At 61.6% G+C, this 12,912-nt stretch carries 17 protein-coding genes; 8 read left to right on the top strand and 9 right to left on the bottom strand.

The features are described 5' to 3' along the window. Window positions 1-84: 84 nt before the first annotated feature. Complete coding sequence (locus tag FHX10_RS05545; RefSeq protein WP_063475032.1) at window positions 85-2,277, bottom strand: OmpA family protein; 2,193 nt, start codon at window positions 2,275-2,277, stop codon at window positions 85-87. Window positions 2,278-2,608: 331 nt separating this feature from the next. Here FHX10_RS05545 and FHX10_RS05540 point away from each other — a divergent pair, with 331 nt between their 5' ends. From FHX10_RS05540 to FHX10_RS05525, 4 genes are all read left to right on the top strand, one after another. Further along, complete coding sequence (locus tag FHX10_RS05540) at window positions 2,609-3,382, top strand: transporter substrate-binding domain-containing protein (RefSeq protein WP_047610166.1); 774 nt, start codon at window positions 2,609-2,611, stop codon at window positions 3,380-3,382. A 113-nt stretch (window positions 3,383-3,495) separates the two neighbouring features. After that, window positions 3,496-4,302, top strand: a complete 807-nt coding sequence (locus FHX10_RS05535) for an ABC transporter permease (protein WP_063475033.1) — start codon at window positions 3,496-3,498, stop codon at window positions 4,300-4,302. Next, window positions 4,299-5,129, top strand: a complete 831-nt coding sequence (locus tag FHX10_RS05530; protein WP_063475034.1) for an ABC transporter permease — start codon at window positions 4,299-4,301, stop codon at window positions 5,127-5,129. Before FHX10_RS05535 ends, FHX10_RS05530 begins: the two co-directional genes overlap by 4 nt. Before the next feature lie 220 nt (window positions 5,130-5,349). Then, entirely contained in the window at window positions 5,350-5,616 is a 267-nt protein-coding gene (locus FHX10_RS05525; RefSeq protein ID WP_063475035.1) for an usg protein, read from the top strand. 60 nt (window positions 5,617-5,676) lie between these two features. Here FHX10_RS05525 and FHX10_RS05520 read toward each other — a convergent pair whose 3' ends face one another. Then, window positions 5,677-6,399: a DUF2270 domain-containing protein gene (locus tag FHX10_RS05520; protein ID WP_063475036.1), complete on the bottom strand. Its 723-nt coding sequence runs from the start codon at window positions 6,397-6,399 to the stop codon at window positions 5,677-5,679. Between the two features lie 115 nt (window positions 6,400-6,514). On the opposite strand from FHX10_RS05520, the gene FHX10_RS05515 reads away from it, so the two are divergent. The 4 genes from FHX10_RS05515 to FHX10_RS05500 all read left to right on the top strand — a co-directional run bounded on the left by FHX10_RS05515 (window position 6,515) and on the right by FHX10_RS05500 (window position 8,933). Further along, window positions 6,515-7,333: a class I SAM-dependent DNA methyltransferase gene (locus FHX10_RS05515; RefSeq protein WP_047610172.1), complete on the top strand. Its 819-nt coding sequence runs from the start codon at window positions 6,515-6,517 to the stop codon at window positions 7,331-7,333. Between the two features lie 102 nt (window positions 7,334-7,435). After that, the gene (locus FHX10_RS05510) at window positions 7,436-8,122 is read left to right on the top strand and encodes a glutathione S-transferase family protein (RefSeq protein WP_184389128.1); all 687 of its coding nucleotides are present in this window, start codon (window positions 7,436-7,438) and stop codon (window positions 8,120-8,122) included. Beyond that, on the top strand, window positions 8,119-8,460 hold the full coding sequence (locus FHX10_RS05505; RefSeq protein ID WP_047610177.1) for an ArsR/SmtB family transcription factor: 342 nt from the start codon (window positions 8,119-8,121) through the stop codon (window positions 8,458-8,460). The genes FHX10_RS05510 and FHX10_RS05505 overlap by 4 nt, the downstream gene beginning before the upstream one ends. Continuing rightward, complete coding sequence (locus tag FHX10_RS05500) at window positions 8,457-8,933, top strand: SRPBCC family protein (RefSeq protein WP_047610179.1); 477 nt, start codon at window positions 8,457-8,459, stop codon at window positions 8,931-8,933. The genes FHX10_RS05505 and FHX10_RS05500 overlap by 4 nt, the downstream gene beginning before the upstream one ends. Window positions 8,934-8,961: 28 nt before the next feature. On the opposite strand, the gene FHX10_RS05495 is transcribed toward FHX10_RS05500, so the two are convergent. The 7 genes from FHX10_RS05495 to FHX10_RS05465 all read right to left on the bottom strand — a co-directional run bounded on the left by FHX10_RS05495 (window position 8,962) and on the right by FHX10_RS05465 (window position 12,864). Next, window positions 8,962-9,417, bottom strand: a complete 456-nt coding sequence (locus FHX10_RS05495) for a DUF1801 domain-containing protein (RefSeq protein ID WP_063475037.1) — start codon at window positions 9,415-9,417, stop codon at window positions 8,962-8,964. Window positions 9,418-9,451: 34 nt separating this feature from the next. Next, window positions 9,452-9,922, bottom strand: a complete 471-nt coding sequence (locus FHX10_RS05490; protein ID WP_047611631.1) for a DUF1801 domain-containing protein — start codon at window positions 9,920-9,922, stop codon at window positions 9,452-9,454. 11 nt (window positions 9,923-9,933) lie between these two features. Then, window positions 9,934-10,155, bottom strand: a complete 222-nt coding sequence (locus FHX10_RS05485; RefSeq protein ID WP_047610181.1) for a hypothetical protein — start codon at window positions 10,153-10,155, stop codon at window positions 9,934-9,936. Between the two features lie 59 nt (window positions 10,156-10,214). After that, on the bottom strand, window positions 10,215-10,625 hold the full coding sequence (locus FHX10_RS05480) for an SRPBCC domain-containing protein (protein ID WP_047610183.1): 411 nt from the start codon (window positions 10,623-10,625) through the stop codon (window positions 10,215-10,217). Beyond that, entirely contained in the window at window positions 10,622-10,945 is a 324-nt protein-coding gene (locus tag FHX10_RS05475) for an ArsR/SmtB family transcription factor (protein ID WP_047610184.1), read from the bottom strand. The genes FHX10_RS05480 and FHX10_RS05475 overlap by 4 nt, the downstream gene beginning before the upstream one ends. 247 nt (window positions 10,946-11,192) lie before the next feature. Then, a complete protein-coding gene (locus FHX10_RS05470) occupies window positions 11,193-12,017 on the bottom strand; it encodes an ATP-binding cassette domain-containing protein (RefSeq protein WP_063475038.1) in 825 nt (274 codons plus the stop codon). A 10-nt stretch (window positions 12,018-12,027) separates the two neighbouring features. Next, a complete protein-coding gene (locus FHX10_RS05465) occupies window positions 12,028-12,864 on the bottom strand; it encodes an ABC transporter permease subunit (protein ID WP_047610188.1) in 837 nt (278 codons plus the stop codon). Between the last annotated feature and the right edge of the window lie 48 nt (window positions 12,865-12,912).

The raw sequence follows: 12,912 nt of genomic DNA, 5'->3' as shown, positions 1-12,912 counted from the left end.
GCATTGGCAGCGCTGCATAAGCGCGAAAGCGCGTCGCGCAAAAGGAAGAATGCCCCTCTCCGAGACTGGAGAGGGGCGACATCATTACCTGTTGGCCGCGACTGGGCGGACCAGCGGGGTGACGCGGCGGATGGTGACGCGGCGGTTTTCCTGCTCGGGGCCCGACGTGTTGACCTTCAGATACTGCTCACCATAACCCTGCGTCGCGAGGTTCTCCGGCGCGATGCCGTAGACGTCGGTGAGCACGTTGGCGACCGATTCCGCCCGCTGGTCGGACAGGAGGAGGTTGCTCTGGTCTGAGCCAACAGCATCGGTATGCCCCTCGATCAGGAAGGTCTCGCTCGGATCCTTCTGGAGCACCTGGCTGATCGCGTCGGCGACCTTGCGCAACGTGCGCGCCTGGGTCATCGGAATCTCGGCGCTACCGGTCGCGAAGGTGATCGTGTCGAGGTCGATGCGGCGCACCTTGTCGCGGATACGGGCCGAATACTTCACCTCATCAAGCGAGTAGACGCGTTCCACAGGCTCGACTGGCGGCTCGCTCAGGAACTCGTAATAGTCCCGGTTCGGGTCGCTGCGCGTGTCGATGATGTAGTCGCTGAGCGGTACGCGCAGCCGCATCGGCGGCAGGTCGGCGCCCGGATCCTCGAAATAGTCGCGGTCCGGATCGTCATAGAGGTCCTGCGAATAATAGAGCACGTCCTCGCGCCCACGGGCGTCGACGCGCGACCGCTGGATGATGTCGCCGTAGCGGTTGCGGATCGTCACGATGCGGTAGCCTTCCGGCCGCGTGATCGTCTCACGGTAGCGGTCACCTGAAAGCTCCTCATAGCTCGGCCGCTCGCCGTCGCGCAGGAAGCGCCGGTCGTCGTCGCCGCGCACGATCGTCCTGTTGTCGTACTGGATGATCACCCGGCTGTCGCCGTCGCCGCGGTCGTCGAAGCGCGCGCCGTCGGGACGGACGAATTGCGGCCGCTCATCGAGCTTCCTGCCCTTCTCGCGGGTCACCGCCTCGAGCTTGACCGGCGCCGTCGCCTGGCCGCCGGTGGCAGCCTGCGCATCGGCATCCGAGGTCGGCACCTTCACTTCCTGGCTGTCGGCGCGCTGCCGGTCGCGGTCGCGGCGGCCTTCGCGGCCCTTGCTGCGGTCGGCATCCTTGTCGCTGTCGAGCACGGCTGCGCCGTTCTCGACCGGCAGAACGACGGTCTCATTGCTCTTGGCCGGATCTGCAGCGATCTTCTTGCGGCGCTCCAGTTCCTCGGGCGAAACCTTTTCCGGTGCCGGAATAGCCTGCTCCACCTGCTGGCCACCGCTGGCGTCCGGCTGCGGCTGGGCAGTGTCAGTCGCGGGCGCGGTCGGCGGGGCGCCGGCGGGCTGTTCACCGGTGGGCTTTGCCGCCGTGCCGTCCTTCGGCTTCTCGGCGGGCGCGGCTTCCGGTGCTGCCGCCTTGTCTTCGGTCGTCTTAGCCGCAGGGGCATTTTCTGCAGGTGTTGCAGTCTCGCCCTTTGTCGGCTTCTGCTTGGCAGGCGCCTCGGCTGCGGGTTTCATCTCTGGCTTCGCTTCGGGCTTGGCCTGTTCTTCGGTCGGTGTCACCGCCTCGGGAGCGGCAGTCTCAGCCTTGCCCTTGCCTTTATCTTTGCCCTGGGCCTTATCCTGCCCCTTCTCCCGCTTGCCGCCTTCCGGCTTGGCTTCAGGTTGTGCCTGTTCCGTTTCCGGCTGAGCTTCCTTTGCTGCCGGCTGCTGTTCGGGCTGAGGCTGAGCCTCCGGCTCGGCCTGCTGCGTCTCCTGCTTCTTCGGCTTCTTCGGCTTTTCCTGCGTTACCGGCTGCTCTTCCTGCTGCGGCGCGGCCTCCGGCTTTGCCTCGGGCTGGGCCTGCTGTTTGGCTTTCCGCTCGGGCTTGCTTTCAGGCTGCTCCGCGGGTGCCTCCTTCGGTGCCTCCGCCTTCGGCGCTTCCGGCTCTGCCTTGGGTTCAGGTGCTTCCTTCCGCTCGGCCTTCGGCTTTTCGGCGGGCGCTTCCGGCTGCGCCGGCTTCTCGGCGGCCGGCGCCTGTTCGGCCGGGGCTTCCCCCTGTTCCTTGTGCTTTTTCTTCTTCAGCAACTCCTCCTCGGACGGCGCATCCTGCGCCACCTCGAAGCTACCCGGCTCGACCTGCCGCACGGCCGCGGCCTGCGTCGCAACGTCGCGTACGGCCGCCATCGCCGATGCCGGCTGCAGCGCCAGCGAAAGAGAAAGCAGCGGAAAAGCCGCGCTCGCGAACAATCTTGATTTCATGCCCATCGGGTTTCCTCGATCCTGTTTGAGCTTCTTGAAGGCCGCAAGGCCCTGGTTCCGCCCCTAGCTTCGCATTGAGGCGAAACGGCGGAATGGCAATCGCCCAGCCGCCGATTTGTTCCGGTTCTAGGGAGGTCGGGATTAACCTCGCGTGAATGTTGCAGTCTGCCGACGTTCATCTCGCCCGCTATTTGCACCGCCCAATTGCGGTGGGATTTGTGTTGCAATTCCATGAAAAAAAGTCTGATTATCGCCGCAAGGCGGTCTCAGCACCGTTGAACTGCGGCCGTCAGCCCAAGAGAAAAAGGAGCGACGGCTACCAACAGAGAGGATCCTCATGCATATCTCCACCCGTATTTTCGCGGCAGCCTCGATCGCGGCGATGTCCCTTTTTGCCGGCTCGGCCATGGCCGATGGCGAGAAGTATGTGATCGGCACCGATTCGACCTATCCGCCCTTCGAATTCGTCGATGCCAGCGGCACGATCCAGGGTTTTGACATCGACATTGCCAAGGCGCTCTGCGCCGAGATGAAGGCGGAATGTACCTTCGTCAGCACCGACTGGGATGGCATCATCCCGGCGCTCAACGCCAAGAAGTTCGACATGATCGTTTCCTCCATGTCGATCACACCGGAGCGTCTGAAGCTCGTCGACTTCTCCAACAAGTACTACAACACCCCGCCGGCAATCGCCGTGCCGAAGGATTCGACGATAGCGGATGTCGCCGGCCTGAAGGGCAAGGTGATCGGCGCGCAGACCTCGACGACTCACGCCAACTATGCCGAGAAGCATCTCGCCGACACCGAGCTGAAGCTCTACCCGACGGCTGATGAATACAAGCTGGACGTTGCGAGCGGCCGTGTCGATGCCGTCATCGACGACGTCGTCGTTCTCTCCGAATGGGTCAAGTCCGACGCCGGCGCCTGCTGCAAGATCCTGACGACCCTGCCGGTCGACAAGGAAATCAACGGCAACGGCGCAGGCATCGCCATCCGTCAGGGCGATCCGCTCAAGGAAAAGCTGAACACGGCGATCGCCGCGATCCGCGCCAGCGGTGAATACAAGAAGATCCAGGACAAGTACTTCGACTTCGACGTTTACGGCGAATAAGAAATTCGGTATCTGGCCGAGGAAGGTAATGGCGGAAGGCTTGCTCTTCCGCCATTTTTGTTTGACAAAGATGGCAAGATCAAAACGGCAAAAGCCGTGAGGGGAATTTACGCATGGGCGGATTATTTTCCGCGCTCGGCTCCTTCTGGAGCTGGATTGTGCACATTTTCGATCCGCTATGCGGACCCGTTGGCATCTTTACCTGGTTGGGTCAGTCGACGATTCTTGCCTGTGGAGATACCGGCTGGGGCGATGAGATCGCGCTTGGCCTGCAGGTCACGATTTCGGTGGCGATCGTCACCCTGCCGATCGGCCTCGTCATCGGCTTCCTGGTGGCGCTCGGCCAGCAGTCGGAGGAAAAGTCGCTGCGGCTGGCGGCCGGCATCTACACGACGATCTTCCGTGGCCTGCCGGAGCTTCTGACGCTCTTCATCATCTATTACGGCATGCAGATGCTCATCCAGTCTCTGCTGACCTTCGTCGGCTATGACGGGCCGCCCGTCGAGATCAATGCCTTCCTCGCCGGTGTCATCGCGCTTTCGGTCGTCTTCTCCGCCTACTGTTCGGAGGTGCTGCTCTCGGCCTTCCGCGCCATTCCCAAGGGACAATATGAGGCGGGAGATTCGCTCGGCCTGCATCGCGGCCGCACGCTGCGCCTGGTCATCCTGCCGCAACTCGTGCGCATCGCGCTCCCGGGCCTGACGAACCTCTGGATGGTGCTGCTGAAAGACACCTCCTACGTCTCGATCATCAGCCTTGCCGATGTCCTCCGCCAGACGAGTGTCGCCGTGCGCGTGACCAAGGAACCCTTCTTCTTCTATGGCCTGGCCTGTTGCCTCTATCTGGTGCTCGCCATCCTCTCCTCCTTCCTGCTCGTCTATGTCGAGCGTTGGGCCAAGCGTTCGGAGATCAGTCGATGAGCTATGCCGAAACGCTGATTCCACCGCAGCCCGCGCCCCGCGAGGTGATGAAACCGATGACGCCGGCGCGCATGGCCGGCTATATCTTCGTCGCCGTCTGGGCTCTGCTGGCGGCGCTTCTTGTCTTTTCCGTCGTCAATGGCTGGGATCCGGAAAAATTCACCCGTTACGGTCCGCGCTACCTCCATGGTCTCTGGATAACGCTGAGTCTCGTTTTCATTTCCGTCATCTGCGGCGCCATCCTGTCGCTGCCGCTTGCCGTGGCGCGCATGTCGAAGAACCGGGTACTGAATGCGCTGGCCTACAGCTACATCTATTTCTTCCGCGGCACGCCGCTGCTTGCCCAACTGTTCCTGGTCTATTACGGCCTCGGCATATTCCGGCCGCAGCTTGAGGCCGTCGGCATCTGGTGGTTCTTCCGCGATGCCTGGTACTGCGGCCTCTTTGCCATGACCATCAATACCGCGGCCTATCAGGCCGAAATTCTGCGCGGCGCGATCGAAAGCGTATCGCATGGCCAGCACGAGGCGGCCGCCGCACTCGGAATCCACAAGTTCATCGCTTTCCGGAAAATCATCCTGCCACAGGCTCTCATCGTCGCGCTTCGCCCTTATGGCAACGAGATCATCCTTCTGATCAAGGGCTCGGCGGTCGTCGCCATCATTACCGTCCTCGACCTGATGGGCGAAACCCGCTACGCCTTCTCCCGCACCTTCGACTACCAGACCTATCTCTGGGCGGCGATCTTCTATCTCGTCATCGTCGAGGCCTTACGCCATCTCTGGGCCTGGATCGAACGCCGCCTGACCCGGCATCTCAAGCGCTGATGCGTGACGCCGAAACGCATGTCGCAGTTTTGGGATAAGCGCGTGCATGAGACAAAGCCGATTTGGCAGCACTCTCGGTATGATGCTGCCAAGTCATTGATATAAAAAATAAATTGTCCTTTTATGAGGTATCTGTAAAGATTTCATTAACCACTCGCATGTTTCCATATCACGTAGCGCTAATAAGCGCGCGAGTGGGAACAAGAAGAAGTGGAATGCGATGCACAAGGACATGGAAAGACAATTGCAGGGCTACGGTCTGACGACCGCCCAGATCCTCTACCACCTGCCGGACCACCCGGCGATCCTGCAGACCTATGTCTGGCAGGACTACGACCTCGCCCCCGATTTTCCCGAAATGCGCGGCTTCCTGAAATTCTGGGAAGAGAAGCTCGACGGGCCGCTGCATTCGGTGCGCTACATCCACCGCAAGCTGATCTCGGCAACCGAGTGGCGGGCGCTGAAGGGCGAGTTCATCCTGCACTGATCGGCTCTGCAGCAGGATGCCGAAAAGTGTGAGCGGTTCGGGCGGCATGTTATGACCGCGTCAGACATGCGCCTCGCCATGGCCGAATTCGCCTTCGTCGCGATCCGGGCGAAGCGCGAAAGCGAGCATGCCGAGATAGAAGGCGACGACAATGGCAATGACCGCAAGGCCGGGAACCGGCCCGAGCACGGCATTGTCGATGACATAGGCCCATGACTGCGCCTGCAGCGCCGGCATGCCCTCCGTCTGCAGTTTCGGCGTCGAGATCTTCAGGCACCAGGCGAGCAACAGGATGAAATACATCCAGCCGTAATTGCGTTTGAGCCGGCGGTGCATCGCCTCCTGATAGCTGAGCAGGAAGCGCGGTTTGCGCAGGCTACGGGCGACCACCATCGCCCATTCGCCGCCGGCCCCGGCCTCCGGCGCCAGAATCTCGGCGAAATAGCAGCGCTCGATCTGGCGAATGCGGGCACGGTAGATATCGAAGAAGCGGTAACGCCGCGCCTCGATCATCAGCAGCAGCGTCACCAGCATCATCCCGAACAGCAGCACTCCATGATGCGAAGTCGGCGTCGACAGCGACACCGAAAGCAGTGCTGCGACCACGGTGATCGCCCAGTTGGAGGTTCGGTCGATGCGGTCGCGCCAACTTGTCATCCGTCCGAGTTCACCGCGGTAATAATGAATGAGCGTGTTCGTAACCTCGCCTGGTGTACTTGGCAGCAAAGGCCGTGCGCCCTCTCCTTCCCGTACCAATGACGTCCTGTCTTCCTTCATTTTCATGGCTCGTTCCTCCCTTCGTCTTCTTTTCAGCCATTCTGCGCCCGCAAGCGCGCCATTGCAAAACATCGAAAGCAGCCTTAGACGCATGCTTGAAACAAAAGGACGATGGACTGCTATGGCAAAGAAGATCGACGAAGAAGCCCTTGGCGAGGCCTATAACCGGGCGCTGGCGCTGGAAAAGGCCGGCGATGTCGACGCGGCCGTTGCAGCCTATGAGGAAGTCTTGGCAATCGATCCCGACGATCACGGCGGTGCGGCCGTGCGCATCGCCGCGATGGGCCGCGGCGAGACGCCGGTCAGGGCGCCCGACGCCTATGTCGAGACCTTGTTCGACCAGCATGCCGAGGTTTTCGAGGACGTGCTCGTCGAGCAGCTCGGTTATCATGTGCCGATGCTGGTGCGCCAGCGACTGCAGACGCTGAAACTCGGACCGTTCAAGCGACTGCTCGATCTCGGCTGCGGCACAGGTCTCACCGGCGGCGCACTGCGCGATCTCTGCGCTGACATGACCGGCATCGATCTATCGGAGAAGATGGTCGAGATCGCCCATGAGAAGGATCTTTACGAGACGCTCTTCGTCGCCGAGGTCGAGGATTTCCTCGACGACAACGATGAGGAAGCCTTCGACATCATCACCGCCACCGACGTGCTGCCCTATCTCGGCGCACTCGAACCGCTGTTCTTCGGCGCCGCCGAGAACCTGACGCCGGGCGGCCTGTTCATCTTCTCCTCGGAGACCCTGCCCGAGGAAATCCTCGCCGGCCGCGCCTACATGGTCGGGCCGCACCAGCGCTTCGCCCATGCCGACGCCTATGTAAGAGAACGCCTGACTGCCACCGGTTTCGAACTCGTCGAGATATCGGATATCAACGTGCGTATGGAAGACGGCCAGCCGACACCCGGCCATCTGGTCATCGCTCGCTATATCGGCTGACGGATACTTGCACGATTGGCGAAGTATCTATTGCCTGAGACGTCGCAATCTGATAGTTAGTCGATCGGTAAAGTTTACCGCAACGATAGGAAAGGTTGCCGCATGTCGCTCGTGCTCTATGGGCATCCGCTCGCCTCCTTCTGCCACAAAGTGCTGATCGCGCTTTATGAAAACGCCACCCCCTTCGAAAATCGCATCGTCGATCTTTCCGATGAGACCTCACGCGCCGATCTTTTCCGTTTCTGGCCGATCGGCAAGATGCCGCTGCTCCGGGACGAGGCGCGCGACAGCACCATTCCCGAGACATCGATCATCATGGAATATCTCGAGCAATATTATCCCGGCCCCGTTCGCCTGCTGCCGCCGGAGATCGACCGGGCGCTCCAGGTCCGCCTCTGGGACCGCTTCTTCGACCATTATGTTCAGGCGCCGATGCAGACGCTCGTCAGCAATCGCCGGCGGCCCGAGGGAGCGGCTGACGAAATCGAGGTGGCCGCCGCCAAGGCGACGCTCGCCACCGCCTATGCGATGATCGAAAAGCAGCTCGCCGACAAGCAATGGATATCAGGCGACGCCCTCACCATGGCTGATTGCGCCGCAGCGCCTGCTCTCTTCTATGCCGAGACGCTGATCCCCTTCACTCAGCAACAGCCGAACCTTCGCGCCTATTATGATCGACTGCTAGCGCGCCCGTCCTTTGCAAGGGTTCTGGAAGAGGCCCGCCCCTACTTCAAGTTCTACCCCTACAAAGACAGGCTGCCGGTCCGCTTCCAGGATACGGCGGGATGATCGAAAGCCAGGCGGATCTCGACCGTATGTTCCATGCGCTTTCCGATCGCAGCCGCCGCGGCATGATCGATCGCCTCGGCCGCGGCCCGGCCTCCGTTACCGAACTGGCCGCACCGCTCGCGGTTGCCTTGCCGACGGTGATGAAACATCTGCAGGTGCTGGAGGAGAGCGGCCTCGTGCTCTCCGAAAAATCCGGCCGGGTGCGAACCTATCGCCTGCAGCAGGATGCGCTTGCCACCGTCGAACGCTGGGTGGAACAGCGAAAGGTCCGCTGGACCACCGCCTTCGACAGGCTGGATCAATTTCTCGCCGATGAAACAAAGGGCCTTCCCGAATGACGACACGATCCGCCGAACATGCCACCCTCGTCATCGAGCGCCATTTGAAAGCGCCGGTTGCCCGCGTCTTCCGCGCCTGGTCGGCGCCGGAGGCCAAGCGCCAATGGTTTGCCTGCCATGGTGACTGGGTGCCGCTCGACTACCGGCTCGATTTCCGCCCCGGCGGCACGGAAAGAAACCACGTCGCCGATACCGACGGCCTTCTGCACGCCTATGACGCCCATTACATCGATATCGTACCCGATACCCGCATCATCTATGCCTATGAAATGAAGCTCGGGGAAACCCGCATCTCCGCGTCGTTGACCACCGTCGTCTTCGACGCCGAACCCGGCGGAACCAGAATGGTCTTCACTGAGCAGGTGGTCTTCCTTGACGGCTACGCCGACAACGGTGCCCGCCTCCAGGGCACCGAAATCGGCCTCGACAATCTGGAACTCTTCCTCGAGCGCGAGGAAAGCCCGATTCATTGAAATCGCATGTCAGCGATCTTGCCAGGGGTCAAGCGTTGCTTGATTTCTTCCGCGAGCCGGCGGGGCGAGTTGAAGTGTTGAGTGTGACGGCACTCCGAATGAGCGCCTTCAACGCCTCCTCGTCGATCTCGTCGCCCTCATGAAAATCGATGGCGCGCCTGACGTTGCCGTCAAGGCTGGAATTGAAGAGGCCTGAGGGATCCGCCAGCGAGGCGCCTTTGGCGAAGGTCAGCTTCACCACGCTCTTATAGGTCTCGCCGGTGCAGATGATGCCGGCGCGCTCCCACACCGGAACGCCTCTCCACTTCCATTCCTCGACCACCGCGGGCTCGGCCTGCCGGATGAGCATGCGGACGCGGGCAAGCATCTCGCCCCGCCAATCGTGCAGTTCCTCGATCCTCGCATCGATCAGCTGAGAGGGAGAGGCTCCCTCGTTTCCTTCCCCGGAATCGCTCTTCTTCATGACTGCTGTCGCTTTCTTCATGGTTGTCGTTGCTGGACGCCGGCCTGGCATCCGCTCACATCCGTTCGCCGGGCAATTGGCTGGCCTGCTCCACCCAGGCGGCGAGCCGGGCTTCGTCAATTTGGTCGCTCTCGCGGATGTCGAGGTAGCGCACTTCCTTCTGCTTGGATTGGCCGGGCGGCAGAGGATGCAGCGACGTGCCGCGGAAGAAAGCCACCTTGACGTATTTCGTGAAGCAATGAACGCCGAGGAACCAGCCCTGCCCTTCAATGCCGTAAAGGGGCGAATTCCATTTGACGGCCTTGTATACGCCGGGCACCGTGCGCGTGATCAACACATCCAGGCGGTGCCCGACGTCGCTTTTCCAGCCCGGCATGGCGGCGATATAGGCTTGCACCGGAGCGTCGCCGTAACCCTTGGCGATTTGAGGGTTGCCGCCGGAGAGAAGCGTCGGCTCCCCGGTGGCCGGCTTGGCCGCTGCCTTCTTGGTGACCTTCGCTTCGGTCTTGGACGTCTTGCCGGCCATCGCCTTCACTCCTATCCGCCGTTGCGTCCCGCGCCGCGCCATCGGGTGGCATATGGCAGGACGAACAAGTAGAGACCGGTAAGCAGGAGCAAGGTGAGCGGCAACAGCGCCAAGAGGCCCACCCAGACGGACGATTTCTCCCGCACCATGGCGATGATATTGGCGATGACCGCCACCGTAAAGGCAATGGACAGCCATCGGTGGATCTGCCGAAACCAGTTGTTCCAGTTCAATTGGGACCTCCTCCTCGAAATGAGCCTTGACGATGGGCTGCTTGCCGGGCGGGCGCCTCTCACTCTGTCCGCGCGAGAACCTGCTCCAGCTTTTCGAAGAACTGCGGCCAGCCGCTCCTGGCGCCTCCATAGGCCTGCCGCTGATCCGGCCGGAAACCAGACTGTTCCATGCGCAGATGCGTGCCCGTGCCTGTCGGCGTGAGCGTCCAGGTGACGACGGTTTCGAGGCCATAGGCGCCCCAGCTATAAGCGAGCGTCTTGTTCGGCTCGACCTCCAGAACCCGGCAGTCGACCGAGCCCCAATCGGCATTGAAGTTGAAACGGTGGTCGACGACCGGTTTGAAGTCACTCTTCATCAGCCACTCCTGGATCAGGTGCGGCTGGGTGAGCGCGCGCCAGATCTTGTCCGTGGGAAAAGGCATCTCCCGTTCGATCACGACGGAACGTGTTTCGGTCGATATATAGGTCATTGATCCATCCTCTTCAGCAAATCTTCGAGCGCGTCGAAACGGCTTTGCCAGAAGCCCGCCATCTCACTTGTCCAGTCGACCAGTGGCGCCAGCGCACCGAGCTGGGCACTATAATGCGTCTGGCGACCTTCGTGGCGGTCGCGCACCAATCCGGCCTGCTTCAGGATTCCGAGATGTTTTGAAACGACTGGTTGCGAGACCCCTGCCCGCGCCGTCAGAGCTCCGACCGTCTTTTCTCCTTCACGGCACAGCCGCTCGAAAAGCGCCCTCCGGGTCGGGTCGGCGAGCGTTCTGAAGAGCATGTCCTGAGCGTTCGACATCTACGATCCATACCTCAATAGCTATGAGTCATACGTATAGCCATAGAGGTATGAGTGAGTCAAGTTGGCGCAAGACGACTTGAGGGAGCCATTATTGGTGAGTTACGCGCATGCAGCAGCATGCCTCGGCAGAGAACAGTGATTTCTCATACCCATGCGCCTATCAATTTCGCCATCGCTCATGCCTGCTCGCGTCGACACGCCTCGCTTATGCCGAGATCATGCAACTTCGCGAACAGCGCTGGGATCAATGACCGCCGCCGGTGCCGAGGATCGCGGCGAGCAGCCGGCCTTCGAGCTCGGCAAGGTCGGGGTTACCATGCCGGCGCGGATGCGGATAGGGAATGGGAAGATCGAGCGCGATCCGCCCCTCGTCGAGCACGATGACCCGATCGGCGAGATGCACCGCTTCGCTGACATCGTGGGTGACGAGCACAGTGGTGAAACCGAGTTCGCGCCACACGCGATTGATGAGTTCCTGCATGCTGATCCGCGTCAGCGCATCGAGCGCGCCGAGCGGCTCATCCAGCGCCAGCACACCCGGCCGGCTCACCAGCGCCCGTGCCAGCGCCACACGCTGCCGCTGACCGCCGGAGAGCCGCGCCGGCCATTCGCCGGTCTTCTCGCCAAGCTGGACTTCGGCAAGCACGGCCTCAGTCGCCTTCAGCGCCGCCCGTCGGTCGATGCCGTCACCGAGCCCGACCACGACATTGTCGGCGACGCTGAGCCAGGGCAGCAACCGCGGCTCCTGGAAAACGATGCGCGCATTCGGGCTCGCCTGTGCGCCCTCGGCATCCTCGAAATGCAATTCGCCGGCGCTCGGCTCGTCAAGGCCCATCAGGATGCGCAGCAGCGTGCTCTTGCCGCAGCCGCTCTTGCCGATCACGGCAACGAACTGGCCGGCCGGAATATGCAGGTTGATGCCGCGCAACACGCGGTTGGTCCCAAAACTCTTTTCAAGCCCCGTCAGGCTGATCGCCGCCGCCCCCGCGGGGGCGATGCGTTTCGCCGCAGATTCATAGGCCGGCTCGTCGCCGGCAGCGTGAAAACGCTCATGCGCAATCGATGTCATGGCGTCTCTCCTATTTCTGATAGACCGGGTTCCAGGCGAGCGTCCGCTTCTCCAGCGCCCGGGCGATGACATCGGCAAGCTTGCCGAGCACGGCATAGATGACAAGGGCGAGCACGACGACGTCAGTCATCATGAATTCGCGAGCATTGTTGGCCATGTGACCGATGCCGGACGATGCAGCGATCGATTCCGATACGATCAGCGTCAGCCACATGATGCCCAGCGCATATCTCAAGCCGACGAAGATCGACGGCAGCGCGCCTGGAAAGATCACCTTGCGGAACAGCGTCCAATTGCCCATGCCATAGACCTTGCCCATCTCGATCAGGTCGCGATCGACATTGCGCACTCCATGATAGGTGTTGAGATAAACCGGGAAAAGCACGCCGAGCGAGGTCAAAAAGAGCTTCGATTCCTCGCCGATCCCGAACCACAGGATGACGAGCGGGATCATCGCCAGGTGCGGAATGGTGCGCAGCATCTGCAGTGTTGTATCGGTCAGCTGTTCGGAAATGCGCGACACGCCATTGGCAATGCCGAGCAGGAAACCGATCGAGCCGCCGACGAGAAGGCCGGCAAAGGCGCGGCCGGCGCTCACCAGCACGTCGTTCGGCAACTGGCCGGAAACCGTCGTCGACCAGAAGGCGAGGCCGACATCGGCCGGCGACGGCATGATGCGCGACGAGATCCAGCCGACAGAGGAGGCAAGCTGCCAGAAGGCCACGATCACCACCGGCACTAGGTAAGGCGTCAGCTTCTCCAGGCCGGGCAACGGCAGGCGTAAACCCGCCTTCGCGGCCTTTTCGGAAGCGACAGACCGTACAAACGGAGTATCGAAAGTCGACATGCAATGTCCTCACGCTTTTCGGGAACAGGACGTCGCAAGCCGTAGACG

The organism is Rhizobium sp. BK591 (assembly GCF_014195045.1).
Taxonomy (GTDB): domain Bacteria; phylum Pseudomonadota; class Alphaproteobacteria; order Rhizobiales; family Rhizobiaceae; genus Rhizobium; species Rhizobium anhuiense.
This window is presented reverse-complemented; position numbering and strand designations above follow the sequence as displayed.

Excerpts from the sequence above, each read along its gene's own strand:
- FHX10_RS05545 (WP_063475032.1), bottom strand. The coding sequence starts at position 2,277 with ATGGGCATGAAATCAAGATTGTTCGCGAGCGCGGCTTTTCCGCTGCTT.
- FHX10_RS05540 (WP_047610166.1), top strand. The coding sequence starts at position 2,609 with ATGCATATCTCCACCCGTATTTTCGCGGCAGCCTCGATCGCGGCGATG.
- FHX10_RS05535 (WP_063475033.1), top strand. The coding sequence starts at position 3,496 with ATGGGCGGATTATTTTCCGCGCTCGGCTCCTTCTGGAGCTGGATTGTG.
- FHX10_RS05530 (WP_063475034.1), top strand. The coding sequence starts at position 4,299 with ATGAGCTATGCCGAAACGCTGATTCCACCGCAGCCCGCGCCCCGCGAG.
- FHX10_RS05525 (WP_063475035.1), top strand. The coding sequence starts at position 5,350 with ATGCACAAGGACATGGAAAGACAATTGCAGGGCTACGGTCTGACGACC.
- FHX10_RS05520 (WP_063475036.1), bottom strand. The coding sequence starts at position 6,399 with ATGAAAATGAAGGAAGACAGGACGTCATTGGTACGGGAAGGAGAGGGC.
- FHX10_RS05515 (WP_047610172.1), top strand. The coding sequence starts at position 6,515 with ATGGCAAAGAAGATCGACGAAGAAGCCCTTGGCGAGGCCTATAACCGG.
- FHX10_RS05510 (WP_184389128.1), top strand. The coding sequence starts at position 7,436 with ATGTCGCTCGTGCTCTATGGGCATCCGCTCGCCTCCTTCTGCCACAAA.
- FHX10_RS05505 (WP_047610177.1), top strand. The coding sequence starts at position 8,119 with ATGATCGAAAGCCAGGCGGATCTCGACCGTATGTTCCATGCGCTTTCC.
- FHX10_RS05500 (WP_047610179.1), top strand. The coding sequence starts at position 8,457 with ATGACGACACGATCCGCCGAACATGCCACCCTCGTCATCGAGCGCCAT.
- FHX10_RS05495 (WP_063475037.1), bottom strand. The coding sequence starts at position 9,417 with ATGAAGAAAGCGACAGCAGTCATGAAGAAGAGCGATTCCGGGGAAGGA.
- FHX10_RS05490 (WP_047611631.1), bottom strand. The coding sequence starts at position 9,922 with ATGGCCGGCAAGACGTCCAAGACCGAAGCGAAGGTCACCAAGAAGGCA.
- FHX10_RS05480 (WP_047610183.1), bottom strand. The coding sequence starts at position 10,625 with ATGACCTATATATCGACCGAAACACGTTCCGTCGTGATCGAACGGGAG.
- FHX10_RS05475 (WP_047610184.1), bottom strand. The coding sequence starts at position 10,945 with ATGTCGAACGCTCAGGACATGCTCTTCAGAACGCTCGCCGACCCGACC.
- FHX10_RS05470 (WP_063475038.1), bottom strand. The coding sequence starts at position 12,017 with ATGACATCGATTGCGCATGAGCGTTTTCACGCTGCCGGCGACGAGCCG.
- FHX10_RS05465 (WP_047610188.1), bottom strand. The coding sequence starts at position 12,864 with ATGTCGACTTTCGATACTCCGTTTGTACGGTCTGTCGCTTCCGAAAAG.